We start from the raw sequence: 24,301 nt of genomic DNA, 5'->3' as shown, positions 1-24,301 counted from the left end.
TCCAATCTCTCTCGAAACCCTGGGAATTCTATTTAAGCTAAGTAAAATGAATTCTCCCAATAAATCTTTTTTGACTTTCCCTTATATCGCAAAATTTCTATTATATATTTCCATAATAATCATTATCTTTGTGTCAAGTTTACTAGACATATGTCAATAATAATAGACACAGAATAAGTGAGATAAGATGAAAATCTATAACGTACTGAACAGCATATTTTCTGCTCCTTCAGCGGTTTCATTGTTAAGAGAACTTTCAATTCGCAATACGGGTTTAACCGGTCGTGAGCTTGCTAGGATTACTAATCTAACACCGCAATCCGCCCACAATACCCTTGCAAACTTGGAGGCTCTCAAAATAGTCAATAGAATTACAGCCGGAAGGTCTCACTATTTTACCTTAAACCGGAATCATTATCTAAACAAGCAAATAATTGAAAACCTATACTCATATGAAAGAGAATATATAAACGCAATATTTGAAAGTATTAAAAAGAGTCTTGGCAAGTGGTCAATTAGCTTAATTATATTTGGTAGTGTCGCGCGAAGAGATGAAACAGTTGAAAGCGATCTAGATTTATGCATTGTCTATAAGGGAAAGAAAGCTCTTGTTGAGGAGAAGATAAGTAGTTTACGTGATAAGCTGTTTAATGAATTTGGTGTTAATCTTGCCCCATTCTATATAACCGAGCGAGAATTTAAATCAAGGGCTAAAAATATAAAGCCGCCAATTGATAATATAATCAAAGAAGGTAATGTTATTTCCGGTAAATCAATAAATAGGATAATCCATGGTTAAAAAAGTACCAAGAAAAAGATATGATGCAACCGACTATTCCAAGTTTATCAAAGTCTCTCATAATTTTATAAATGGAGCTGACGTTGCGGCAGATTATGAATACTACAATGCAGCCGGGGTCTTGATTATTCACGCTGCAATTGCTCTTGCCGATGCAGTTACCATACGGTTTGCCTCAGTAAAATGCACCGGGGATAATCATTATGAGATTATCAAATTATTAAAGGAAGCTGCCCCAAACGATAAACAGAAAAGTAAAGCTATAGCTCACTTTGAAAAGTTGATCGATCATAAGAATATTGTTTCCTATCAAGGAGAACTGTATAAAGTTTCTGACATCCAGCTATTACGGAAACACTTTGAAAGATTTAGTGCGTGGGTTGAATTGATTTTATCCTAAATAGTGAGGTTTTATCTCATGGATACTCTGTTATACAATCCTAATATTTATGCGAACCAACCGTCCAGCTCATTAGGCTTTTTAATAATATATTTTGAGGTATTTTCTTTGAATAAGTTTGTGAAATATTTTGGCTACCTCATTGGAAGTATTCTTTAATGATAATTAAAGTACGTAGCGACTTCACTAAAGAAGCCGCTACATATACATTATTTCACCAGCATCATCTTTTTAGAAGTAACAAAATCATTTACTTCCAGACGATAAATATATACACCGCTTGATAGTTCATTTGCATTGAATACAGCTTCATATCTACCGTCTACCAAGTATTCATTTACTAGTGTCGTAACTTCTCTGCCGAGTATATCGTACACTCTTAACTTCACATGACCGGATTTCGGTATTTGGTATTTTATTGTTGTTGTAGGATTAAATGGATTAGGATAGTTTTGAACTAAGTCATAATCTTTTACAAGCAGTTCACCTTTATAATTTAATTCATGGTAGCCCTTCTTATACATTAATGAATCCTCCACCAACAAATTACCGATGCTGTAATTCTGCTTAAAGTTATCCTTGACCTGTAAGCGAAGTCTAACAGTTTTATTCCCGATACCTTTTGTATCTACTTGATAGTTTTTATTGGAATAATAATTAATACTGTCGGAAGTAAAGGTTACATTATCATAAACACCGAGTACTTTTTGACTTTTATCTTCTATCAACTCAACTTTGAAATTAATGTATTTATTTTTCTCCAGCGCAACCTCAACATCTGCCGAGTCAGCTACTCCACACATCACGCCATATGTAAATTGTGAGTTATCATCTAGAGTAAAAGGTTCACTAACTAAAAACTTATTTAATTGATTGGAATTTTTTATTTCCTTCATCGTGTCCGGAAGTTCAACGAAATTTACCTGTACACCATCAACAATAATTTCTCCAAAAGTAAAGTAGAATTGCACGCTGTCTCTTGTTGTTACACCTTCTCTGCCGATTAATGCATAATTTTCAGTAGACCCTTGTTTATATTGCGTAGCTATATTGCCATTCTTCAATGAATAAGGCGGTCCTAAAGGTTGAAGATGTTCACTTGGATAGTCAACATCAAACCATTTCATATTATTTAGCGAAGAGCCGTTGGAGAGCATAAAAGATTTCCCGCCGTCGGAGATATTAAATATTGTATTAAACCCGTCTCCACTTTGAACTCCACGGGTATAGTAAGTTTCCAAACTAGTTTCTGTATAATAAGCAAATACAACCGAACTCCCCGCAGTATTAAGAGCAACGTCATCAACATCACTTCCGAGAGCTTTTATAATACCGCTCCAGCTTGATCCGTTAAATGATCTTAGAAGTCCTCTTTCCTTCCATTCACCAAAAGAACATCCGCCTCCGCCAAATGCATTTGTTTTCCATTGGATTGGTCCCGGTTCTTCCTCACCGGCTTCATATCTTTGCCCAACCCATCCAACATAAACAGTTGATCCGGAAATAACTACTTCGGGGTTCCAGTGGTTTTCGTATCCACTTTGGTTTGAGATAGTAGTAACGTTGCTAAACTGCGGAATATCATTTGGTGATGAAGCTTTAATATATTTTATGCTATTATTGCTCTCCGCCCAAACCAAATAATAGTTCGAGTAGCCTGCTATTTTATCTGAAACAAGACTTGGTGTTGTTGATAAAGATGTTGAGTTCGGGATATTTATTACCACAGTCTTCCAATTAATTTGTTGATCCGTTAAATTCATAACTCCGAATCGATAACACAGATTGTCTTCTTGTCCATAAGCTATTGAGCCCATTCTTTCCCAAACTATAAAAACTCTTCCGTCTGAACCGGTTGCTAATACCGGATTGGCATCGTGGCTATTATAATCTCCGAAGTCTTGTGTAACCTGATATGTCAACTCCAACGACCCATAAAGGAAAAATTTGTAAACAATAGAATGCCAGTCCCAATTATCGTCTTGCTGAAAAACTATGCTTACACCTTCACCAGATACATCAATGGAGGGTAGTTTCCCTCTATAATTGTCAAGAGGTTGAGCATTGTTCATTAATTCCCAAGAACTTCCTCCGTCTGTACTTCTCTCATACCAAACATGGTCCATGCTCTCGTAAACAAGATGGAGGTGACCATTGGGCGTTCTTGCTATTTTGCGCTGACTTGCACCCCGCAATGCACTAGTTGTATTGCTTAATAATGAGCCTTTGTAGTTTGCAGTTACAACAGGGTCATCACTTGTAAAGACTACAGGACTCTTATGAAATCCATTATCGAGTTGTGGAGCTAGTCCTTGAGTGCCTGTTGAACTTACGTCAAGGTATTTTACTGTTGTATTCAACCCATTTAATGTAATTGATAAAACATCTGCAAATTTAATTGAGTAATAATATCCATCAGGTACGAGTTGATTTTTAAAAACTCCTTTATAATTAGTATTCTCGTGTAATAGAAATGGTGAACCTAATTCTTTAAATTCGGCATCCACTCCGCTATTGTATTTTGCGTCAGCATGATTACTACTAACCCTATCTAACAACCAAGGGTCTTTAAAATATAACTTGTTATTGGGGTCATTAACGTTTTCGTAACCTTCAATACTATTTTTAATAGTCAAATCGTTGGCAATAGGAGAGAATTTTGCTTCAAACACATTTTCTGTTGAATTGATTCCAAAAGTATTAAAATTGATTAATGAAAGTAATGCATTAGTTGCATCTTCCCATCTATGCATAAGTTCATTTGCATTCGGGTTAATTTCTTGCGAGGCTTTCAATATTACTTGTGAGCCCTGATTTTTGCTTCGATAAAAAGGAACACTCTCTGTCTGCCAACTATTATTTTCCCAAATCTTAACATCACCAAATGGAGTGAGATCGGATGCTAATTGATTAACCTCAACATTACCTTTGTAGTAAATTTTAATTTTAGGTGAATATTTACTATAAAGTCTTTGACCACTCGTACCTGAGGCCTCATGTTTATTTATGAGAGAAAAATATATTTTTTCACTGGATTGCCTATCAACAATATCTTGAAATTTACTGATAAAGCCACTATTGGTTATATTATATTTTTCAAATTGTGCTGGGATGGTTTCTATCACTCCACCTATAGCAGTGGCACCCCAATACACACTTGGTAAACTTCCTGGTTGAGGAGCGGTATAATTGTATAACTTATAAAAGTTATCAATACCTGATTGAAAATCAATTTGTAGCTCAACACTTTCAATTACTGAATTTTCTGGAATATTATTTCCAATTCCGCTAAACCAAATGTAAGCCCTGCCTATTATTGGTACATAAGAATTCATGAGACCCAAATACCCAAGATGTATATCTTCATTATTTAGTTCTGTGACAAGAGTGCCTGCTTTTTTTAGTGTTTTTGCATTCCCTACAATTGTAATCGATTGAATATTTTCATTAATATAATATTTCCCCGTAACTGTTTCACTCTCTGTAACAGTTCCATTTGGTAATGTAAAAATCGATTTTGCCTTTATAATCGTTGTCTTATTAATTGTAATAGATTGACCATCTGTATAATCAATAGTTGGTTCACTTTCATCAAGAGAATACTTTATTGTAGCCCCCTCAGTAAATGTAAAAATTCGAATATTTTGTTCACCGGTATAATGACTTGGTGGCGGATCAAAGTATGGCTCTGCCGGTTGAGATGATATTGTAAATGTTTGACTTGTTCCCCAGCCAATTGGCAAAGTATATCCCTCGTATTGCAAAATATATTGACCTTCGATAAGTTGATCGCTTATAGTCCATTGAAATGAATTTGCACCACCTGATGCGGAGGTATAATTGCTAAGTATAGGCGGATCCAGAGGAATTAATACTTCACCCTCATATCTTTTTAGAACAATATTAATATTTTGTCCCAATGAAGTTCCGTGATAATCGAACCAGTTTATAGTTGTTGTGCCTCCCTTCATTAGTTTCTCACCACCTAAAGGTTTAAGGGTATAAATAAATCTATTTGTTTCCCAACCAAGATCTTCTAAAATTCCTAATAATATTGGTCCCGGGGTATGCACAGCTTCAGCATGTGCAGTTTGAGGAGTTATAAGGGAATTTATGGTCCCTTCAAGATATGTGTTCTCATCAAGATGAGCAATGCTCGATCCTCCGCTCCAGGTTGAAGGAGAATATAGTTTGGGTTCAGTATTGTTATTACTTTTCATTGCTTTAGGCCCATTGAATTTAACATTTCCTGAGGTTACTGCTGATCCCAATGTTTGTGGGTTAGTGATGTTTGTAAGAAGATTACTTCCAGACTTTTCATGCTTGTCAAAAATTGTTGGATATATTCCACTTTTATCATTATCAATGCTATCCAATCCCATCCATGCATCGCCTTCTGAATAATAAATCGAATGAGTGACCCCTAGACCATGAGCGATTTCATGCATAGCTATAGTAACAAAATCTGACTTGCCTTCGTATGGTATACCATGAACTGAAAACGACCAATCTTGACTAGCATTAAATGTAAGAATAAAGTCAAACTCTGGAGGATTGGTCAACACCCCTTTTTGTTTTGCCAATGCTGTCGGGTATTGATAATTGTTAGAGGGCGCATCAGGAAAATTATTGTAATAAAAAGTTTCAGCTTGTGCATTAATTGTCGCATCAAGAACATCCCATTCCACTTTTACTTTTATATCATTCGCTGCTACTATTAGGTATGACCAAATGTCTATAGCTTTTTGGAATGCTTCCTGTTGTTCTAAAGACCATGAGCCTTCGAAGGTAATATCAAAATTCGAAGATGGGGATTTTGCCAATATATTTCTTGATAAATATACAGATGGTGCTTCAACAGATGTAAAAGCATTACCTGGTTTAACTTTACAGACTGAAGTAATACTTTCCTGTGAAAACATTGTTGAACATATTAATACTAATGGAAGTAGAAGTAAATTGAATTGCTTCATTACTGTTTCCTTATAATAATGAAAATAACGCGGACAATGAGTATATTTAAAATGAAATAGGTATCCACATAGTCAAGGTAACCGCCTGATGAAGTGTTTATCTATTTCTTTTTATTTACTCCCGGTGCCGCCATCACCGGGAGTTTGATTAATTTCTTCTGCCGATTTTTACTACTGCCTTACCTCCCTCTCTTCCCGCTATAGCAATTATATCATCCTTAATTGCAACTTGTCCAAGCGCTCCGCTACCTAAGCTTACCAATGATTGCCAAGTAATGCCATTAAAATGTAATATTAGACCAAATGCACCGACAACGAAGATATCATTAAGCTTTGTACCCAGCACTTTATTTGTAAATATTGATGGAAGACCTGGAATTCTTTTCCAATCTTGACCATCATATTTATAAACTCCGTCTCCACTAGAATATATCGGCAAACCTTTTCTTGTCCATGTTGAAGTAATGCTGGTTCTTGAGTCCCATTCCATTTCATTTACGTTATTATTTTCGTCAATTAGCAAAATTTTGTTATCCCCATCAATAGATTGTGATATAGCCGATGCAACGACGTTTAGCTTATTATCAATCGGGGAGACATAACCGATAACATCTGCTATACCTGCATCATTTTCACTTTGGTATATAATTTTCCATCCGCTTCCATAGTAATTATAGACTGTTCCATCACTTCCGCTACCCAAATAAATATTATTTTCATCTGTACCCCACATACAAGTAACTTGACCTGTAAAAGGTAAACTTTGCATAAAAAAGGCTTTTGTATCAAATTGAGTAAAATCCCACTTTAATAAATTGGCTGAGCTGGCTATAAAGGTGCTATTAATTCCAAACGAATAAATAGCATTGAATCTGCTATAAGCTTTATAGTTATATAATGAATCATAAATCTGAACTTTTTCTACGGACCAAGTAGAGCCATTCCACCGAGCCAAACCATATGGCTCAGAATCGTAATCACCATTTTCATCTTTTAGAAATATTTCACCAACCGCCCAAATGCTATTTTCATCAATGATGGCAACATCATAGAGAATACTTGAAAAGTCTCCAAACTCGTAGGTCTGCCATGTAAAATTATGACTGGTTGCTTCCAATGTTTTTATTGTAACTTCATTTGTTGTTTCAATAATCTCATTCCTTAGAGATTTTGATACTTTATATGTATAATCTCGATTTTCATTAAGACTTGTATCAACAATAACTGTATCTGTAGCGGAACTGTTAAAAGTAGTAATTACACTATTATCTCTTTCTAGTATTAAGTCATAATCCCTATTTGGTTGACTGTTGTGCAAGTGCAGATATACTTCAGAAACACCAACATCAAGTTGAATTATATAAAAATCGGTATAGTTGATCGGTGGTTCTGTCGTGTTGCATGAAACTAGAATAAAGAACAAAGGCAAAAGGAAAAAGTAGATTAATGCCCGATGTGTTTTTAAGTTAGATATAGTTTTCATTTTTCCGCCTAAATTTTAATTTCTTTTGTTCCGCTCAAGCTGATGAGTTACTTGAGGCTGCTTTCACTAATTCAAATTAAGTAATTATGCTTTTTATTGCATTACATTTATCACCTCCTAAATTTATTGACGAGAAGTGTTCATCGACAGCCGCGAAATAAATTGTTATTTGTTTATAATATAGGTTGGCAATCAATTAAAGTAAATCCGTAGAAATACGGAGGAATAGGACATCGGGGGTTTTTATTGAGCAAGCATGTTTAGAAGAATGATACAATAAAGTACTTTGACAAATAGACCCGACAGCTAGAAGGAACCAGGTATATCCTTGAAGTTAGCATGGGACCCTTTTCAATTCCGATGCGAGGCCGCCGGTCAAATAATATAACCACATAATCTTTACATAAAAATTCAATTTACAGCCGCCTTTGAGAGACAATCTCATTGGCGGCTTTTTTTATTCATTCAAATCAATTAGGAGGTCTTTATGCAAAAGCAAAATCTCTCAGACAGTATCAACATGCCCGTTATGGTGACAGGTGCTATCATCACTACCTTTATCATGCCGCCTTTGGCTCCATTTGTCTGGATAGCTGTTGCGGTATGTGCAGTAATCAAATTATTCAATCTATAACAAGGAGGGAATATGGTATCAACCAAAGAAGTAAGCTTAACTGTAAGAAAGCCCTACAATTATTTCCCCATACCGGAACACGAGAAGAAAAGAGTTAGTAAGTTTCTCTCCAAAACTCTCCTCGAAGTAGCCAACCGCTTTGACGGCCCCTCTAAAATAACCGTCACCATTCAAGCCAAAGGCAACGCCTGACAGAACTGACGCTTTTCAAAAGTATATCTATTCTCAAAACCTGTCAGAAGTGGCAGTAACAATCCAATTAATTAATAACTCAACATGGAGGTAAAAATGTATTCCCCGAAGATCAAGGAGGAGTATGTTCCTTTACTATATCAGCTGAAGCAGAAAGTAAAGAAACCAATGACCGTATTGGTCTCTGAAGCTATAGCTGAATTTCTAACCAAACATCAATCATTAATTAAGGAGAATCAAGATGAAAAGTATCCATCAAATCGATGAAGTATTAGTTGAACAGAAACTAAAGCAAAACGGCGGGTATAGTTATTTAATTTATTCGCCCGAAGATGATATAGTCATCTGTCCATGGTGCTATAATCAAACAGTATATTCTTTTTCCATGCCTAACCGCTGTACAGTCTGTGCAAGAGAAATCACCGATGCTGACTTACTTAACTCATACCAAGACTAATTAATAACCAAAATGAAAGGAGCTAAATATGGAATCAAGAGATTTCATCGACGAATTAATCCGTGAAGCGGAACAGAAAGAGGAGCAGCAATCCCTTGCCTATTATGATATGCTTATTGTGGATATCATTAATGAGCAAAAACGGATCAATGAGATTAATGATCAGACCAAGCGGGAGATTGAGCTTATCAATCAATGGAAAGACAGCATGATAACCAAGCATTTAGATCGGATTGAATTCCTGGAAACTAAACTTCATGCTTTTATTGTAGAGAGTAATGTAAAAACTATAGATCTGCCTCATGGAAAGCTACAGATTAGAAAACGCCCAGATAAGGTAGAGGTAATAGATGTTGATACATTTATTATATCGGCAAAGAGTGAGATGTTGAAGGCTATTCCGGAAAGCTATAAGCCTGATCTAAATGGAATAAAGAACTATATAAAAAGAACGGGTATTGTTCCTGAAGGTGTAAAGTTCACAGAAGGGCAAGACTCATTTAGTCTATCACTAAAAATATTGGAGGTATAAAATGGTAACTAGAACTAAGCTTGAACTTGAGGTCAACAAGGCAGTTGAAATTGAGATAATGTACAATGAACCAGTAACTGGATTTAATTCTTATGGAGAATATTTTCTTTATGCAGTTAAAGTCGGCGAAGAAGAGTATGCCTTTTTCCCGCCGCGGGAAGTACATGATGCTCTAAAAGAACTTAAAGCCGGAGATCGAGCAACTATAACAAAGCTAGTAGCAAAACGAGGCTCGAGAATTGTATCAACTTATGACGTAAGTGTAAAAGGCAAAGTTAAATCAAAACCCAATCAGACCATTACTGAAGTTGATGAGCCTGAGCCGGTCAAGGAACAAGAACCTAAAACGGATAACTATTATGAAATCATGCTTCAGTCATTCAAGGATGCAATCAAGATAAGTAATGAGTTAAACGGTATGGTTGAGCCAACTAGAGTCGCCATAACTTTATTCATACAACGCACCAAGAACGGTAACGGTCATAACGGCTTCAATTACTAATCTATAATAAATAGGATCTGATCAATCCTATTCCATTCAAATCTACTTGCGCAAGTAGTGCTTTATAAATCACATACAATAAATAATAACATCTATATAGAAGGAGAATTTATATGAACCGTCAAACTATATATTCACGCATAACTGATACTATACTCTCTAAGCTTAAGGAAGGAACGATTCCATGGAAACGCTCTTGGAAAATTGGATTGCCAGCTAATTATATTTCAAAGAGAATCTATTCCGGAATAAACTTTCTATCCTTGCTTGTAAATGATTTTGCATCTCCATATTACTTGACCTATTTACAATGTTCTAAGAAACAAGGCAAAATACTTAAAGGGGCTAAGGGCATACCTATTATATTTTGGAAAATCACTGATATAGCAAATAAGGATATAGATGATATGTCTAATGAAGTTAAACAAGTTCCCATTGCTCGACTAAGCTATGTATTCAATTTAACTCAAACGGATCTATATAAAGATAACGCGGATCAACTGAAGATCTATTCTTGTGAATCAATAATAGAGGGCATGGGAGATAATAGACCTGTAATAAAGCACAATCCGGTAAGAAGTTACTACTCTTCAAAGAAGGATTATATCTCTATTCCTCAAATAGATGATTTCGATAATCCCGATGAATATTACAGCACACTTTTTCATGAATTGATCCATTGGACTGGAAATATCAATAGACTAAATCGATTGTCAATTATATCCGATGTAGATAAATATTCACTGGAAGAATTAACTGCCGAAATTGGTTCAGCTTATCTTTGCGGTTTAACGGGAATAGAATCAAATGTAATAGATAATCAATCATCATATATAGAGGGCTGGTACAGAAATCTTCAATCTAACCGAGATGCATTAATCAAAGCTTCTTTGCAAGCACAGAAGGCAATAGATTACATTTTGCGAGACTACTCCCAATTGTCTGCTTCCTCCTAGTTCTAAAAATCCACTCAAAATATTGCTATCCATAAGTTGTTGTGTTTAAAGGGTTTATTGGATTTATAGATTATACGAGGGAATCTTATTTATAATTCATGACAAAATTCGTAAGTTTCGATTACAATCTTAATTAACCCAAGATGTTCTTACGATAACTTGATAAAAAGTGTTCAGTCAACTGTTCAGTGCGATTTTAGTTTAAAAACAAAAAACCGCCTTAAAGTCAGACGGTTTATTGCGTTTTTAAGCTATTTTCGAGCTGGCAATGGGACTCGAACCCGCAACCTGCTGATTACAAATCAGCTGCTCTACCAATTGAGCTATGCCAGCATTTTTGAAGAGTTCAAATCTAATATATTTTCGTTTTCTAAGCAAGAAGAAGATTAATATTTTCCTAAACTATATATTTGTAATTATTCTTATTTAGAAAGTGGGCAAAAATTGAATCCAACCAAAATTAAAATAGATGACGGTTTCTTAAAACTTACTTGGGATGATGATTCTTCGGATCTGATATCACTAAACTACTTGCGGGATGAATGTCCTTGTGCTAATTGTAAAGGTGAAACAATTCTTCTGAAAACTATGCGACCGGCAAGACAAAATAAAAATGCTCCGGGTCGATATGATATAACCAAAATAGATGTAGTCGGGGGATATGCGATAAAAATTTCTTGGAAAGATGGGCATGACACGGGAATTTATAGTTGGCAATACCTTAAGACATTGGCAGAAGATGAAGCAAGCGGAAAATCTCATGATTATAAACCGTTGATATAAATGTTAAGCAAGAACGCAATTAAATATTATTCAACTTTACTTCATAAAAAATATCGTGATAGAGAACGAAAATTTATTGTCGAAGGAAAACGGATTGTAATCGAGGCGTTAAACAGTTCTTTAATTTGCGAAATTGTTTTGGTTACGGAAAATTTTATTTCTTTAGAATCTAAGCTTGTTGAAGAATTGAAATCTTCTCACCGCGTGGAAGTTGTTAAAGAAGTTGATTTTAAAAGATTGTCCGATACACAATCACCTCAAGGAATACTTGCAGTTTTAGAAATGGAGAAACTCAGTTTCATCTTCGAACCAAAGTCTAACGTTATTCTTGCGATGGAAAATATTTCTGATCCGGGTAATGTCGGGACTATAATTAGAAATGCGGATTGGTTCGGAATTCAACAAATAATTTTAAGTGAAGACTGTGCAGAGATTTTCAATCCGAAAGTTTTACGTGCATCTATGGGATCTGTTTTTCATTTAGAACATGCGCACAACATTGATTTTTATTTAGAGCTGGCTAGATTAAAGGAAAACGGTTATAAAATAATTGTTGCCGATATGGATGGAGAAAACATCTATAATTTTATTAAACCCGATAAATTTGTAATTGTAGTTTGTAATGAAGCTCATGGTCCCTCTAATAAACTTCTTGAACCAGCAAATGCAAAAATTACTATTCCTCAAAAAGGAAAAGCCGAATCACTAAATGTTGCAAGTGCTTCGGCTGTAATATTAAATGAGCTTACTAAATAATTATTGTCGTTTATATAAAATATAATCTATTGTCGCGGGTTCAATCCCATTTTGTCTGAGTAGTTGATTAATTTGTCCACGATGATAATTCCCATGTGCGGATAAGTGTGTTAAGATATCACTCAGTGTATTTTCGAATTCTACTCCCTTAGTGTTTTTGTACTTTATTAATTTGTCAAAATCATTTGCTTCTTTAACAAAATCAATCCACTTGCAAAATAATTCATTAAGCATTTTAATAATATCTTCAGGGCTACTCTCTTCAAATAAATTTGAAAAACATCTTTCAGTATTATTAACACGACTTAACCATGCATCAGTTGCGGCAGCGATATGATGAAACAAAATTTTACATTTTGATGGTATTTCCTCTTGATTCACAAGAAATTCTGCAATTTTATTATTTGCCCAATTATCGTATTCTAATAACGTTATAAAGTATTCTCTATTCATAATTATAGTACGTAGCGACTTCAATATTGAAGCCGCTACGAAAATATTATTTTATCAGCATCATCTTTTTTGTATGAACAAAATTTTGTCCGTCACTTCCAAGAGCAGAAATTCTATAGAAATAAATCCCGCTGCTTAACGCATCTGCTGCATTAAATGACAGTGAATAATTTCCGGAATTCATGCTTGCATCGGCAAGTACCTTTACGACTTCACCTAGAACATTATACACAACAATCTTTACATCGGATTTAACAGGTATCGCAAAATTAATTGTTGTGCTAGGATTAAACGGATTTGGATAATTTTGACTGATATCAAAAGACAACGGTATTTCATCGAGTCTTTCTACAGATAATGTCGGATCCGGAGTTACATTAACTATCACATCATCTATGTAAACGCCATCGGCAGTAGTGCTTCCGTTTGTATAAAGTCTGAATCTTAAATACACTTCACTGTTTTCAGCAGTTGTATAATTTGAGATATCAATCGTTCTCTGCGAAAAGAAAATAAAGTTTTGTGAAATTGCATCAATGATTTGCCAATTTCCTCCACCGTTACTTATTTCCAGAAGAAGTGAATCCACCCCAACTTCTAATTGAGATCTTACCCAATAGGAAATTTCACCGGAAATGTAGTTGCTTAAATCAAGCGGAATTTTATAAGTAGCTGTACTATTAGTATTGTTTCCATAAGTTCCGGAAGGACTATCGCTTAAGGAATAATTTCCATTCTTCTTAACTGTTGATGAGAGTCCCCAAGTTCCGGTTAAATCCCATTCTAAAAATGGTAATTCGAAATCATCTACAATTTGTGTTGTATCTATAGTGAATGAAACCGTATCCGATGTTCCCAGGTTTGCATTACTTGATAAATCATTCACAGCAAAATAATAACTTACCTCATCTCCCCATGTAAGTCTAGAATCAGAAAAATCGATTGTACCGGAGAATGTATTTAAATCAAAAAATGATAATGGTTCCGAAATTACCGATCCGTCATTTACCCAATAGTTTATTGTGGCGGTAGATCCGTCAATTCCATATTCATCATCTAAAAATGCGAGCAATTCATAAGGAGAAATACCGCTTAAGTTGATCGAGTTCCTCAAAGGATTGCTGAGCATCTGAACAGTTGGAGGTACTATATCTGCACCGACGTAAAACGAATTTTCTCCTGTAACAATGCTGTATCCATCGTCAGTAGTAATTCCAATAAAATAAGTAATATCAGTTCCATCAGCTTGAGGGGGAATACTTGCTTGGTAGTTGTCATTGCCGCTGTTAGTCATTTCTAAAATATTGTAAGGTGGTGTACCATCCGTGTCATAGTATAATTTTACAGATGACAAAGATGATTCACTTTGCACTGTAATATTAACTTCAATTGGTGATTCAGTATCCTCGGTATTACCAACAACAGACAGCCAGTATTGAATTCCGGAGAACCAACTGATTATTCTGCTTAACACAGTTCTTCTGGCATCATCGTCCAAAATCGACTCGTATCCACCGAAAGCAAAATATACTAGATCATAATCTCCGCGATACCTAATTGCACCTGAAGTCCCGTCATTAAAATTAAAAATTGATTGTGCACCTCCAATTCCCGAAATTCTATCCGGATACTGATTTGCACTCGATCTTCTAATTTGAAAAAATTCAGAACTGATACCGTGACTTATGGGATCACTGTCAACCCCATTTATAAAAGACATACCGGCATCATCGGCAAGGTAATTGGATTTTAGATAATTATTGAAAAAAGTGATATCAAGATTATCGGCGTTTTCATTTAAGTCCCAGCCAATATCTTGCCCGGAGAGAAATAGTGCACCGCCATTATCCAAATATTCTTCAATTGCGGCTCTATCGTTAGCATCTAGCGAAGGGAAGGCCCATTCGCAAGCCCAAATAACAATATTATATTTACTTAACATTTCATAAGTAATGTCTGTTTGAAGTCTATGCACGTAATCAAATGAAATTTTTTGTGTATTAAAATCATCGAAATAGAACTGGCTGAAATCAACTGTACCGTTATTATCTTCTTCAAAATCTGCTACAAATAAAAGTTGTGGTGCAATTCCGAGTTGGAAGTTTAATGTATCATCAACATCAGTTCCGCTTAAAACTAATTGCATTGGAACGGCTGTTGGAAAAGCATCAGCTGAACATGATACTGAAAAAGTAACAGTTTGTTTTGATGTGTTTGTATCTAGAACACTGCCAATTGAAGCGATGTTTTCTGAACCGTCTAAAATTGTAATAGGCCATTCGACTAGCGCAGAAAGATTAGCACTAATATTTGTAGTTGCAGCCCACATATTACTTATTTCAATATTTACATCAACAGTTTCACCGGGATCTAATATTCCATTACCGTTACCGGAAGTTTCTGAAATAGTAATATTCTCAAATTGCAAATTCGGAGGAAGTGGAGTAACCGATTCGGAGAGAGCTCGCGCAGCATTTACTTTACCGGTTCCTAATGCATCAACAAATGCCGGATTAACATCATCAAGATTATCGGCGGTTTTTACTACTTGAGTAAATAATTCTATGACATCCATTCCCGGATATTTAGCTTTAACTAAACCTGCAACCGAAGCAACTAATGGTGCAGCCATTGAAGTTCCGGATAATCGAACATATTTATTTCCACCAAAGTAACTTGATGGTTCAACAATTGTACTCAATATACTCGAACCGGGAGCTGAAACAGCTATATAATCACCATAATTTGAGAATGAAGATTTAGTATCATTTGGATCAAGTGATGCAACGGAAATTATCCATGGTTGTGCACCTAATGCAGAAGGTGTTTGGTTGTTGGAGTTTCCTGCAGATTCTATAATTAATACACCATTTAAAAAAGCATAAAAAGCCGCATCAACTATTAACTGCCCTGAACTGCCGGAACTTTGATTTGTTATATGAGCACCATTATCGGCTGCATACATATAAGCCTGAGCAGCAAATAGACTGCTAACATAACCTCTTCCATCATTACCGTTCCAACCGGCTCTTAATGACATTACTTGAGCACCGGAAGAAACTGATGCAATTCCAATATTGTTGTTAGTTTCTGCTGCAGCAATTCCCGCTACATGAGTTCCATGTCCATTATAATCCATGGGGTTATTATCGGGAACTTCACCATCTTCATTAGGTGAAGAATTTGTTGCTCCGGAACCGGAGACGCCCGTAACAAAATCCCAACCTCTTATATCATCAATGTATCCATTACCATCATCATCTATTCCATTGTCAGCAATTTCACCGGAGTTCATCCAAATTATATCGGCAAGATCTTCATGATCCCAATCAACACCGGAATCTATAACGCCAATAATAACTGAAGAACTTCCATATTGATCATCCCAGGCTTCGGGAGCTGAGATTTGAGGTAAATGTTGTTGTGAACCATATAAAGGATCGTTAGGAATTTCCTCGAGAGGGGAGAGATAAATTGGTTCAGCATATTCAATCGATGGATCTGCATTAAGTTGTATTATTAATTTATTTACATCAACTACTGTTGGGACTTCGTATACAAAAATGTTGTTAAGATTGAGATGGTTCTTCAACTCAATATTTTGCGCACTTTCAAAGACGGCTTTTTCTGCTTGAAGACCAAACTTTGCACTCAATTGATCTTTCACCTTTTTGTTAACGGCACCGTAAGAATCCATCTTTTTATATTTAACAACCACTTTTCCTGGTTGAATTATTACCTCCGGATTTGCTTTGAAATAGTTAGTTGAATTTGCAGCAAATGCAATGGAAAACGATAGAAGTATTGCTATAAGAAATTTGGACATCAGCCCTCCTGTTGATTTATTTTAAAAGAATCATCTTTCTTGATTGAAAAAAATTATCGGCATCTATTCTATATATATAAACACCGCTTGATAAGTTTTGGTTAAAATCGTTTGTACCGTCCCAGCTTACTTGGAAACTGCCCGGCTGCATCTCTTCGACTAATAATGTTTTCACTTTCTCTCCAAGAACATTATAGATGTTAATATTCACAAAACTCTGAGCCGGAATTGAAAAATTAATTGTTGTACTAGGGTTAAAAGGATTTGGGTAATTTTGAGATAGTGAATAATTAACTGGAATTTCATCATGTTCTTGAATAACATTACTTATAATATCACCTTCGGGAGTTGGTAATTTTTCTGTTGTGAATATGTGAAAATCACCCGGTAATAAATTTTGGAATGGTGCCGAAGATGTATATTCAACACTGTCCCCGGTAAAAAAGTTATACCATGTCCCGGTACTTTGGAAATCAAGAGGTTGACCGTTTGAAGTAACTCCGAAATTCCCAATGATATAAACATTCATTGATTCGTGATACAATTTGATTTTCTTAATCGAGCCGCTGACACTCAACTGAAAATCATCCGTATTGAAGGCTTCATAATTTTTCTTCAAATTTATTATAGCAGAAAATGTTTTAAACAATTTTTCTCTTGCAAGAATATCTTGATAATCCCATCTGATCGGTTTTGGAGTTAATCGATCGCTATCGGTTCCGGATGGATAATTTATTGAGTAATCATAACCCAATTCACCGAACTGCCAGATCATTTTTGGTCCCGGAATTGTAAAGAAAAACGCCGCGGCCATTTTCATTCTTTGAAGCGCTGTAACTAACTCTTGAATGTTATAGCTTCCATTTGAATTTCCGTAAAGCAAATTTTTGTACATCAATCTTTCTTCATCATGACTTTCCATATAACCAATTAAATGCGGATCATTCCATCCACGTGTTTGATATGAAACCCAGCTTAAATCGGATTTATTGTTATCATGATAACCCATAGTTGCTTCATTGTATTGGTCGGTCATTTTTCCCCAAAGCATGAAACCGTAATTTGCTAATTCAGTTTCTTCGTTATTTGCTCCAAGGTGTTCAAGAATCATATAAGCGTCTTCATCGTAAGTCCTAACTTCGTCATACATTCTTTTAAGTAAAGCAATTCTTGATGCATTGTAATCATAAAAACTTCCGGTTTGCATAAATCCCTTTGAGAGATCAAAACGGTAACCGTCGAATTTAAATTCCTCCAGCCAATATCTATTTACTCTATCAACAAACTCTTGAGTTAATTTGCTTTCATGATTCATATCGTAACCGACATTAAAATCATGTCTAGCAACCGGATTAAACCAAGGATTATCTACTGATGGTCTGTTTAATGCATCATTCCAATATAATCTTACCAGCGGTGATTGACCGAATTGATGATTTAATACCATGTCAAGAATTACAGCAATACCGCGTGCATGACACTCATCAATAAATTTTTTCAATGCATTTTTTGTTCCATAATATTTATCAACGGCAAACATAAACGAAGGATTGTAACCCCAACTAATGTTTCCTTCAAATTCATAAATGGGCATTAATTCGATTGCGTTCACGCCAAGGCGTTCGAGATAATCTAATGTATCAATAATTGTTTCATAACTATGTGATGCAACAAAGTCGCGAATTAAAAGTTCGTAAATAATAAGATTGTCTTGAGGAGGTCTTTGGAAATCTGTTACCTGCCATTCATATTCCTCTTGTGCTGTTTGGAATACTGAAACAGGTTCGGTCGTTTTCCCGAAAGGATATGGCTTTAAGTTTGGGTATACATCATCTGTTATGTACGAATCATTCCAAGGATCTAAGACTTTATCAGTGTAGGGATCAGCAATTAATAATTCACCATCTACTAAATATTGGAAAGCGTATTCTTCGCCGCTCGTTAAACCCGTTATCTCGATCCAGTAAGTTGAGTCATTTGGTGTACGTTTCATGTATGAATCAGGACCAAATAACCAATCATTAAAATCTCCGGTTACATATACAAACTCTTTCATTGGTGCAAGTAGTGCAAGGGTTACACTTGTCTCGCTTGTATAGTTAATGCCATGCATAATTTCATCAGGTAATTCAGCTTCTTGAACTTCACCGCGAACTATAAAAATTGCAGAATCGGAAACTGAATTTGATTGAGAATCGACAGCTTTGGCGATTATATATTTTGACATTTCCTCTGTAGCTGAGAGAGTATAAGTAATCGTATCTTTATCTGTTTGTGTCAATAGTTCGTCATTCAGAAATAAATAAAGAGAATCCGCAGATGAACTGATTGCGGTTATGTTTAGTTCATCACCGACTTGCTTAATAGTAAAGGGAGAAGATGGCTGCAATATTGTTACTTCCAAACCGCCTTCGGAAATTGGAAGAAATATATCTTCTGTTTGTTGTGAAGCATTAGCGCTTCTGAAAACAAAATTTAGTGAAGTAATTTTTACGCTGGGACTCGTTATGTTATAAAATTCTCGCGGGTAACCGATTTCGAGTTCATATAAATCGGTCCCGATTCTTGTCAGTTTGGGTTGAGTCGTGTTATTGCCCCAAGTTCCAATTACATACTGCCAATTTTGAGTAGCTGTATTAACACCTGTATGTACATAAAGGTCACCGGTATATCCGACAAGACTTTTATTTGTTGCTTGTGTTGCATCAAATGTAATTGTAATAAAATCATCTTCGGTAGGAAATGGGGGATCGGATGAAACAACCTGTGCAGTTAAACTAGTAAGTGTTATTAGTAAAAGTAAGACATTTAAACGTAATTTCATTTGTAGACCTTTAGTTGGTAAATAATAATTGGGGAGTAGCTTAATATATTGCAAAATAAACTCTAATAAAACTCTAATCAAGGAATTCCCACGCGACTCCAAATCTGAATCCCGGCGGTTGAATAGGGTAGTATGGGATAAGATAATATTGTTCGTTTAATAAATTTTCGAAAACCAAATATACTATTGCACGTTTTCTTATTGTGCCGGCAACAAATAAATCTAACTGATAATTACTATCAATAAATAATTCTGAATTAAACCCGGATAAGGGATTTCCATTAATGTCAATGTAAGCATTTTGCATTCTCTGAAAATCATAATGAGCAAATCCCCGTTTACCGTAAAACTTATAATTAATTCCGGCTTTTAGATCGAGATTGTCGTTGAATAATGTATCTATATAATATAATCCTCCGAAAGACGTCTGCTCCGGAATAGTGTAAGAAGGTAAACCACTCTCGCCAAAATAAATTGAAGAGTTTGTTTGTAAAGATAATTTCCAAAAATTAACATCTAGTTTAAGATTTAGACCGTTTCTTTTTACAGTTGCAAAGTTATAATTCGTAATCTCAGATTGGTTGAGATAATCATTTACATCGTCTACTTTTCCTAACGGCTGAATTGATTGTTCAATTGAAAAATATTCAAGAGAAAGATTGAAGAAGGAATAATCAATCATCAAGCTTGCATCAATTACCTGAACATCACTCTTTTGATTAAATGACGAAGTAAGAAAATTATTTACGTCTCTATCATAATCGGAAATCCCGAATCCAAATTTCAACCAGTTCAAAGGATTAAAAATAACATTCCCGCCCCAGCCGAAAAATCCATTATCATCCAAAGCTGATTGCTTAATGAATGCAGAAGGAGTAATTAATCCGGAAAGAAATGAGCCGCTTAATTTTCCACCGATTGACCATCTGTCTTGTGTAGAGATGTGATTTGCATAGACTACATCAAAATCAGTTCTTTCATAATTGCCAAGTATTTCTATATTAAACGGAGAAAAATCAAATCTCTGCTGAAGATGTGCACCAAAAGTTTTATAAGAATTATTATTGAAAATCTTTACCTCGGTGGTATCAAACGAGAGTTCATTCTGTCTATATTCATTCAAAAAATATTGATAGTAGAAGGTAAGATTCGTGTAACTCAATGAATCGATTTCAACGATTGAAGAAATTGAAAAATTATGAGTTGTTGATTTATGATATCTGTCTATAAAATTAACTTCCGCTTGTAAATTTTGAAATAGCTCAGTAGGAGTTGTATTAACATTAACTCCGCCGTTTAAATCCATATTCAAATTTGAAAAACTATAACTGCCGATAATATTCAAAAAATTAGATGGCATATAACGAATCGAAGAACTGAATTGCCAATTACTCAACTCAGAATTAAGATATCTTGAATCCGTGCTTTGATTTGAAATACCGAAGGAAAGGTTTACTCTTTTGAATAAATAAGCGCTGAATTTTCCATCAAAGCCACCTTCATTTTCAGGAGCTTGATAAAATCTTATTCGCGAGTATGGTCTTATGTTTACCCTGTTCTTTTTAATAAAATTAATTGATACGGGATTATTTCGGTTGTTATAAAAGAACCCTGAAGAAAGCGATGGAATTTCAATCAGATCATAATCTTCGGACTGGAGAAGATTGAGGTCTAGAGCATTTTGATAACGATTCGTTATCTCAATCCCGTTTGATAAAAATGAAATGTTATCAAATCCCAATCCAAATAAATAGACTTCAGATGGATTTCCAACCGAACCAAGATCGGCATGATATCCGAACGGAAATTGATTAATTAAATCACCGCTATATCTATAATCACTTCTATCTATTGTCTCCTTATCAACGGATTCAATTAAACCGTCAGTTAACGATAAGCCTTGATAATACAAGGGTTTCAGCGTATCGCGTTTAACCGGTACTTGCAAGGAATCAGATATTTGAATAGCTGTCGAATCAACAGAAGTAGAATCTGAAATATTGATTATCCCTTGCTGCGGTTGGGCTAACAATGAAATTGAAAAAACTATAAATGAAAAGAAAAGAAATTTTGTTTTGATCATCATTAATAAGTAGTAAATATCTTTCGAAAATACTCATAATAATTTTGAGTGCCAAGATTCGAATCTAAGTACAAATGACTGGAAATTTGTGTCTTGGGAAACCCATATCCCGCGTGAAGATGGTGGAATTGACCTCGATCAAAAAATAAAGCAAAACGTTAAAAAAGATTTCATTTATTAATGAAAATGTTTATTTTTATTCATCACTAATTAATCTCTAACTAAATAAGAGGGAGAGCCATGGCAAAATCAATGACTAAAGCCGAAATAGTAGATCACCTTGCCGGCAAGGTTGGTACAACAAAAAAACAAGCTACAGAATTCTTAAATACTTTTGTTGAATTAACCTACAAACAAGCTAAGAATGAATTTGTAATTCCAGGCTTAGGTAAAGTATCTGTTGGCAAGAGAAAAGCAAGAATGGGCAGAAATCCACAAACAGGTGCTGCGTTAAAAATTCCTGCTTCAAAAGTATTGAAATTCAAATTTGCTAAAGCTGCTAAAGATGCAGTTATAAAATAATTCTGAGTTTTATTACGGAGATGTGAACCCCGGCAACTACCGGGGTTTTTTTATTTCTTCTTTACTCGTTTTGATCTAATCAACGCAATGTCTTCATTAAACTCTTTCATCTTGTCGAGAAGTGAATTGTAGAGTTCTTTGTTAACATTACTTAAAATTTTTGTAACAACTTGATTGTAACCTTTAAGGTGAATTCTAATGGCAATTGTTTGGTTATTGTTGTCAATTATATAAAGTGGTCGAGCTTTATTTCCGCTGAAAATACTTCCCTTTATTTCTGTTATATCTTTGTGATAAATTGTTAACGATCTTTTTGAAAAGAAGAAATCTTCACAAATCATTTTTTCATTATCGACGGAAATTTTATAAGGGAAAAGTTTATAGCCTCTTATATAATGACGGTTTAAGAAGAAAAGTATACCGGCTTCAAATATAACGGCAAATATGTAATACCATTGGTAAAATGATGCAAGAATATAAACGACAAGATAAAATAGTAGCACAATTGTAAGCGGAATATTTGCCCAGCGGTAAATTAACCTTGCAATAAATGAATATGTGTGTATTGACATAATTTTTTTTCTTTTTCTAAATTTACTTATTCTTTCCGTAAATTGGTTTTAAATAATTATAGAACTTGGAGGTGATATGATAAAAATGTTAGTCTACTTTTCTTTAGTATGCATAGTATATTCTCAAAGCACACAGTTAAAATCATTCGATGAACTTTATGAAACTTTGATGAACGGAAATGATGTTAACATAGTTATTAAATACGGAATGACAAAACTCATTATTGATGGAGAAGAAAGCAAAGCTCCGGATGCGATTGGCGGAATGGAATTATCGACTTATGAATATTTTGCACCCGGCGTTGTTAGAAATGATAAAGCTTACATCTCATGTTCGGAAACTGTTTTAATAAACCATCCCTTTTATGGCGTTGTTTATAATTATGCAAAATTAAGAATCTATGAAGATGATACAGTTGAAATTACTGCACAATATTTAGATCCCGTTTCATATGAAATAAAAATGAATGAAAAGTTTATAACAATTTTTAACAATGGTGAAAATGAAGGTGGAGTTTATTTTTATAAAGATTAAAATCCCAAACTAACAGAGATAATATGATTGTTTGAGAAAAATCTTGCTTGTCTAAATCCATAATCAACAATAACGTTAAAATCCCCTTTAATTCGGAAACCGGCACCAAAACTTGGTCCGAAAATATTATTATCTGAATTTTCATCTGCTTCTTTTATATAAGTATAACCGCCACGCAGATACACTAAATTATCATATGAAAATTCGCCTCCTATTTTATACTCATTGTTGAAATATTCACTGCTTTGAAAAGCAGTTGAAAAAGAGATTGAGTAATCCTCAGTTATTTTTTTATCATATGCAATTCCGATTTGGACTTGTAGCGGAAGTTCAAACTCAGGTGTGTCGTATTTTATAAAATCAATACCACCGGTACCTGACCTTTCTGTTTGAGAAAGCAGATCGGCTCCGTCAAATTGCAATTCCGGACCTAGATTTTTTAACACTCCGCCAAGTTTTAATCCTACGATACCGAACATCTTAGCTATTTGAAAACCCAAATCAAAGGAGATAGTATTTGCTGTAGTTTGAAGTATTTTTTCAGTGACCAAATTTGCGCTTACACCTACGGTTAAGTTATCCGAAAGCGAATTAGAATAAGTAATTCCGGCTGTTATGTATGTAGGAGAAAAATTTTCTCCGGTGCCGTAAGGCTTTTCAACAGTAGTGATAGGTATTTCTCCAAAATCCAAATTTCGAACATTTACGGCGAGTACGCCAAAGTTTTCAAATTTAAATCCGATTGCTGCATAAGAGAAATTAATATCGGCTAAATACTGCATATAAGAAAACATAACTCCGATATCATTATCAATATAAAAAAGTCCGGCGGGATTATATGTTAGCGCATCAAGTCCCGAAATACCGGCAATGTAAGCATCACTTAAAGATAAACCAACTGCACTTGTAGGAATTAATAGTTCATGTGCACCGGCTACCCCTGCTTTGTCTTGGGCTGATAAGCTTAATGATATTAACAAACTAATTACGGAAATATGTTTGTATATATTCTTTTTCAT

Annotated in this window: 21 protein-coding genes and 1 tRNA gene; 13 read left to right on the top strand and 9 right to left on the bottom strand. The window is 34.8% G+C overall.

Features of this window, described 5'->3' with window-relative positions; all coding sequences use genetic code 11:
* Window positions 1-187 precede the first annotated feature (187 nt).
* Window positions 188-799 (top strand): nucleotidyltransferase domain-containing protein, encoded by a 612-nt coding sequence (locus tag QY331_14470; GenBank protein ID WKZ69162.1) that lies wholly within the window; start codon window positions 188-190, stop codon window positions 797-799.
* On the top strand, window positions 792-1,199 hold the full coding sequence (locus QY331_14465; protein WKZ69161.1) for a hypothetical protein: 408 nt from the start codon (window positions 792-794) through the stop codon (window positions 1,197-1,199). Before QY331_14470 ends, QY331_14465 begins: the two co-directional genes overlap by 8 nt.
* 209 nt (window positions 1,200-1,408) lie before the next feature.
* Here QY331_14465 and QY331_14460 read toward each other — a convergent pair whose 3' ends face one another.
* Together QY331_14460 and QY331_14455 are read right to left on the bottom strand one after the other, a co-directional pair.
* On the bottom strand, window positions 1,409-6,172 hold the full coding sequence (locus QY331_14460; protein WKZ69160.1) for a T9SS type A sorting domain-containing protein: 4,764 nt from the start codon (window positions 6,170-6,172) through the stop codon (window positions 1,409-1,411).
* Window positions 6,173-6,320: 148 nt separating this feature from the next.
* Window positions 6,321-7,655 carry a hypothetical protein gene (locus QY331_14455; protein ID WKZ69159.1) on the bottom strand — a complete coding sequence of 445 codons (1,335 nt, stop codon included), beginning with the start codon at window positions 7,653-7,655 and terminating at the stop codon, window positions 6,321-6,323.
* Window positions 7,656-8,142: 487 nt separating this feature from the next.
* Between QY331_14455 and QY331_14450 the strand changes: the two genes are divergently transcribed.
* The 7 genes from QY331_14450 (at window position 8,143) to QY331_14420 (ending at window position 10,928) form a co-directional block, all read left to right on the top strand.
* Entirely contained in the window at window positions 8,143-8,289 is a 147-nt protein-coding gene (locus QY331_14450; protein WKZ69158.1) for a hypothetical protein, read from the top strand.
* A gap of 12 nt (window positions 8,290-8,301) precedes the next feature.
* Window positions 8,302-8,481 (top strand): hypothetical protein, encoded by a 180-nt coding sequence (locus QY331_14445; protein ID WKZ69157.1) that lies wholly within the window; start codon window positions 8,302-8,304, stop codon window positions 8,479-8,481.
* A gap of 96 nt (window positions 8,482-8,577) precedes the next feature.
* Window positions 8,578-8,748, top strand: coding sequence for a hypothetical protein (locus tag QY331_14440; GenBank protein ID WKZ69156.1), 171 nt, complete (start codon window positions 8,578-8,580; stop codon window positions 8,746-8,748).
* Window positions 8,723-8,938, top strand: a complete 216-nt coding sequence (locus tag QY331_14435) for a hypothetical protein (GenBank protein WKZ69155.1) — start codon at window positions 8,723-8,725, stop codon at window positions 8,936-8,938. Before QY331_14440 ends, QY331_14435 begins: the two co-directional genes overlap by 26 nt.
* 28 nt (window positions 8,939-8,966) lie before the next feature.
* Window positions 8,967-9,470: a host-nuclease inhibitor Gam family protein gene (locus QY331_14430; protein ID WKZ69154.1), complete on the top strand. Its 504-nt coding sequence runs from the start codon at window positions 8,967-8,969 to the stop codon at window positions 9,468-9,470.
* A 1-nt stretch (window position 9,471) separates the two neighbouring features.
* Window positions 9,472-9,972, top strand: coding sequence for a hypothetical protein (locus tag QY331_14425; protein ID WKZ69153.1), 501 nt, complete (start codon window positions 9,472-9,474; stop codon window positions 9,970-9,972).
* Between the two features lie 113 nt (window positions 9,973-10,085).
* Window positions 10,086-10,928 (top strand): zincin-like metallopeptidase domain-containing protein, encoded by an 843-nt coding sequence (locus QY331_14420; GenBank protein ID WKZ69152.1) that lies wholly within the window; start codon window positions 10,086-10,088, stop codon window positions 10,926-10,928.
* Window positions 10,929-11,188: 260 nt separating this feature from the next.
* Here QY331_14420 and QY331_14415 read toward each other — a convergent pair.
* Window positions 11,189-11,261, bottom strand: a tRNA-Thr gene (locus QY331_14415).
* Window positions 11,262-11,372: 111 nt separating this feature from the next.
* Between QY331_14415 and QY331_14410 the strand changes: the two genes are divergently transcribed.
* Entirely contained in the window at window positions 11,373-11,711 is a 339-nt protein-coding gene (locus tag QY331_14410) for a DUF971 domain-containing protein (protein WKZ69151.1), read from the top strand.
* A complete protein-coding gene (locus QY331_14405) occupies window positions 11,712-12,467 on the top strand; it encodes an RNA methyltransferase (protein WKZ69150.1) in 756 nt (251 codons plus the stop codon).
* On the opposite strand, the gene QY331_14400 is transcribed toward QY331_14405, so the two are convergent.
* The 4 genes from QY331_14400 to QY331_14385 all read right to left on the bottom strand — a co-directional run bounded on the left by QY331_14400 (window position 12,468) and on the right by QY331_14385 (window position 21,656).
* Window positions 12,468-12,920, bottom strand: coding sequence for a DinB family protein (locus tag QY331_14400; protein WKZ69149.1), 453 nt, complete (start codon window positions 12,918-12,920; stop codon window positions 12,468-12,470).
* A 46-nt stretch (window positions 12,921-12,966) separates the two neighbouring features.
* Window positions 12,967-16,746 carry a S8 family serine peptidase gene (locus tag QY331_14395; protein WKZ69148.1) on the bottom strand — a complete coding sequence of 1,260 codons (3,780 nt, stop codon included), beginning with the start codon at window positions 16,744-16,746 and terminating at the stop codon, window positions 12,967-12,969.
* Between the two features lie 16 nt (window positions 16,747-16,762).
* Window positions 16,763-19,570, bottom strand: a complete 2,808-nt coding sequence (locus QY331_14390) for an alpha-amylase family glycosyl hydrolase (GenBank protein ID WKZ69147.1) — start codon at window positions 19,568-19,570, stop codon at window positions 16,763-16,765.
* A gap of 73 nt (window positions 19,571-19,643) precedes the next feature.
* Window positions 19,644-21,656, bottom strand: a complete 2,013-nt coding sequence (locus tag QY331_14385; protein ID WKZ69146.1) for a hypothetical protein — start codon at window positions 21,654-21,656, stop codon at window positions 19,644-19,646.
* 237 nt (window positions 21,657-21,893) lie between these two features.
* Between QY331_14385 and QY331_14380 the strand changes: the two genes are divergently transcribed.
* Window positions 21,894-22,175 (top strand): HU family DNA-binding protein, encoded by a 282-nt coding sequence (locus QY331_14380; protein ID WKZ69145.1) that lies wholly within the window; start codon window positions 21,894-21,896, stop codon window positions 22,173-22,175.
* A gap of 50 nt (window positions 22,176-22,225) precedes the next feature.
* On the opposite strand, the gene QY331_14375 is transcribed toward QY331_14380, so the two are convergent.
* The gene (locus QY331_14375; GenBank protein ID WKZ69144.1) at window positions 22,226-22,747 is read right to left on the bottom strand and encodes a hypothetical protein; all 522 of its coding nucleotides are present in this window, start codon (window positions 22,745-22,747) and stop codon (window positions 22,226-22,228) included.
* 76 nt (window positions 22,748-22,823) lie between these two features.
* On the opposite strand from QY331_14375, the gene QY331_14370 reads away from it, so the two are divergent.
* Window positions 22,824-23,282, top strand: coding sequence for a hypothetical protein (locus QY331_14370; GenBank protein ID WKZ69143.1), 459 nt, complete (start codon window positions 22,824-22,826; stop codon window positions 23,280-23,282).
* On the opposite strand, the gene QY331_14365 is transcribed toward QY331_14370, so the two are convergent.
* Window positions 23,279-24,301, bottom strand: coding sequence for a PorV/PorQ family protein (locus tag QY331_14365; protein WKZ69142.1), 1,023 nt, complete (start codon window positions 24,299-24,301; stop codon window positions 23,279-23,281). The genes QY331_14370 and QY331_14365 overlap by 4 nt on opposite strands.

The sequence above is a fragment of the Melioribacteraceae bacterium genome (assembly GCA_030584085.1).
GTDB lineage: Bacteria > Bacteroidota > Ignavibacteria > Ignavibacteriales > Melioribacteraceae > SURF-28.
The sequence above is the reverse complement of the archived record's forward strand: the minus strand, read 5'-3'. Positions and strand labels throughout refer to the sequence as shown.

Coding starts and splice junctions, on each gene's coding strand:
- QY331_14470 (WKZ69162.1), top strand. CDS start 188: ATGAAAATCTATAACGTACTGAACAGCATATTTTCTGCTCCTTCAGCG.
- QY331_14465 (WKZ69161.1), top strand. CDS start 792: ATGGTTAAAAAAGTACCAAGAAAAAGATATGATGCAACCGACTATTCC.
- QY331_14460 (WKZ69160.1), bottom strand. CDS start 6,172: ATGAAGCAATTCAATTTACTTCTACTTCCATTAGTATTAATATGTTCA.
- QY331_14455 (WKZ69159.1), bottom strand. CDS start 7,655: ATGAAAACTATATCTAACTTAAAAACACATCGGGCATTAATCTACTTT.
- QY331_14450 (WKZ69158.1), top strand. CDS start 8,143: ATGCAAAAGCAAAATCTCTCAGACAGTATCAACATGCCCGTTATGGTG.
- QY331_14445 (WKZ69157.1), top strand. CDS start 8,302: ATGGTATCAACCAAAGAAGTAAGCTTAACTGTAAGAAAGCCCTACAAT.
- QY331_14440 (WKZ69156.1), top strand. CDS start 8,578: ATGTATTCCCCGAAGATCAAGGAGGAGTATGTTCCTTTACTATATCAG.
- QY331_14435 (WKZ69155.1), top strand. CDS start 8,723: ATGAAAAGTATCCATCAAATCGATGAAGTATTAGTTGAACAGAAACTA.
- QY331_14430 (WKZ69154.1), top strand. CDS start 8,967: ATGGAATCAAGAGATTTCATCGACGAATTAATCCGTGAAGCGGAACAG.
- QY331_14425 (WKZ69153.1), top strand. CDS start 9,472: ATGGTAACTAGAACTAAGCTTGAACTTGAGGTCAACAAGGCAGTTGAA.
- QY331_14420 (WKZ69152.1), top strand. CDS start 10,086: ATGAACCGTCAAACTATATATTCACGCATAACTGATACTATACTCTCT.
- QY331_14405 (WKZ69150.1), top strand. CDS start 11,712: ATGTTAAGCAAGAACGCAATTAAATATTATTCAACTTTACTTCATAAA.
- QY331_14400 (WKZ69149.1), bottom strand. CDS start 12,920: ATGAATAGAGAATACTTTATAACGTTATTAGAATACGATAATTGGGCA.
- QY331_14395 (WKZ69148.1), bottom strand. CDS start 16,746: ATGTCCAAATTTCTTATAGCAATACTTCTATCGTTTTCCATTGCATTT.
- QY331_14390 (WKZ69147.1), bottom strand. CDS start 19,570: ATGAAATTACGTTTAAATGTCTTACTTTTACTAATAACACTTACTAGT.
- QY331_14385 (WKZ69146.1), bottom strand. CDS start 21,656: ATGATGATCAAAACAAAATTTCTTTTCTTTTCATTTATAGTTTTTTCA.
- QY331_14380 (WKZ69145.1), top strand. CDS start 21,894: ATGGCAAAATCAATGACTAAAGCCGAAATAGTAGATCACCTTGCCGGC.
- QY331_14375 (WKZ69144.1), bottom strand. CDS start 22,747: ATGTCAATACACACATATTCATTTATTGCAAGGTTAATTTACCGCTGG.
- QY331_14370 (WKZ69143.1), top strand. CDS start 22,824: ATGATAAAAATGTTAGTCTACTTTTCTTTAGTATGCATAGTATATTCT.
- QY331_14365 (WKZ69142.1), bottom strand. CDS start 24,301: ATGAAAAAGAATATATACAAACATATTTCCGTAATTAGTTTGTTAATA.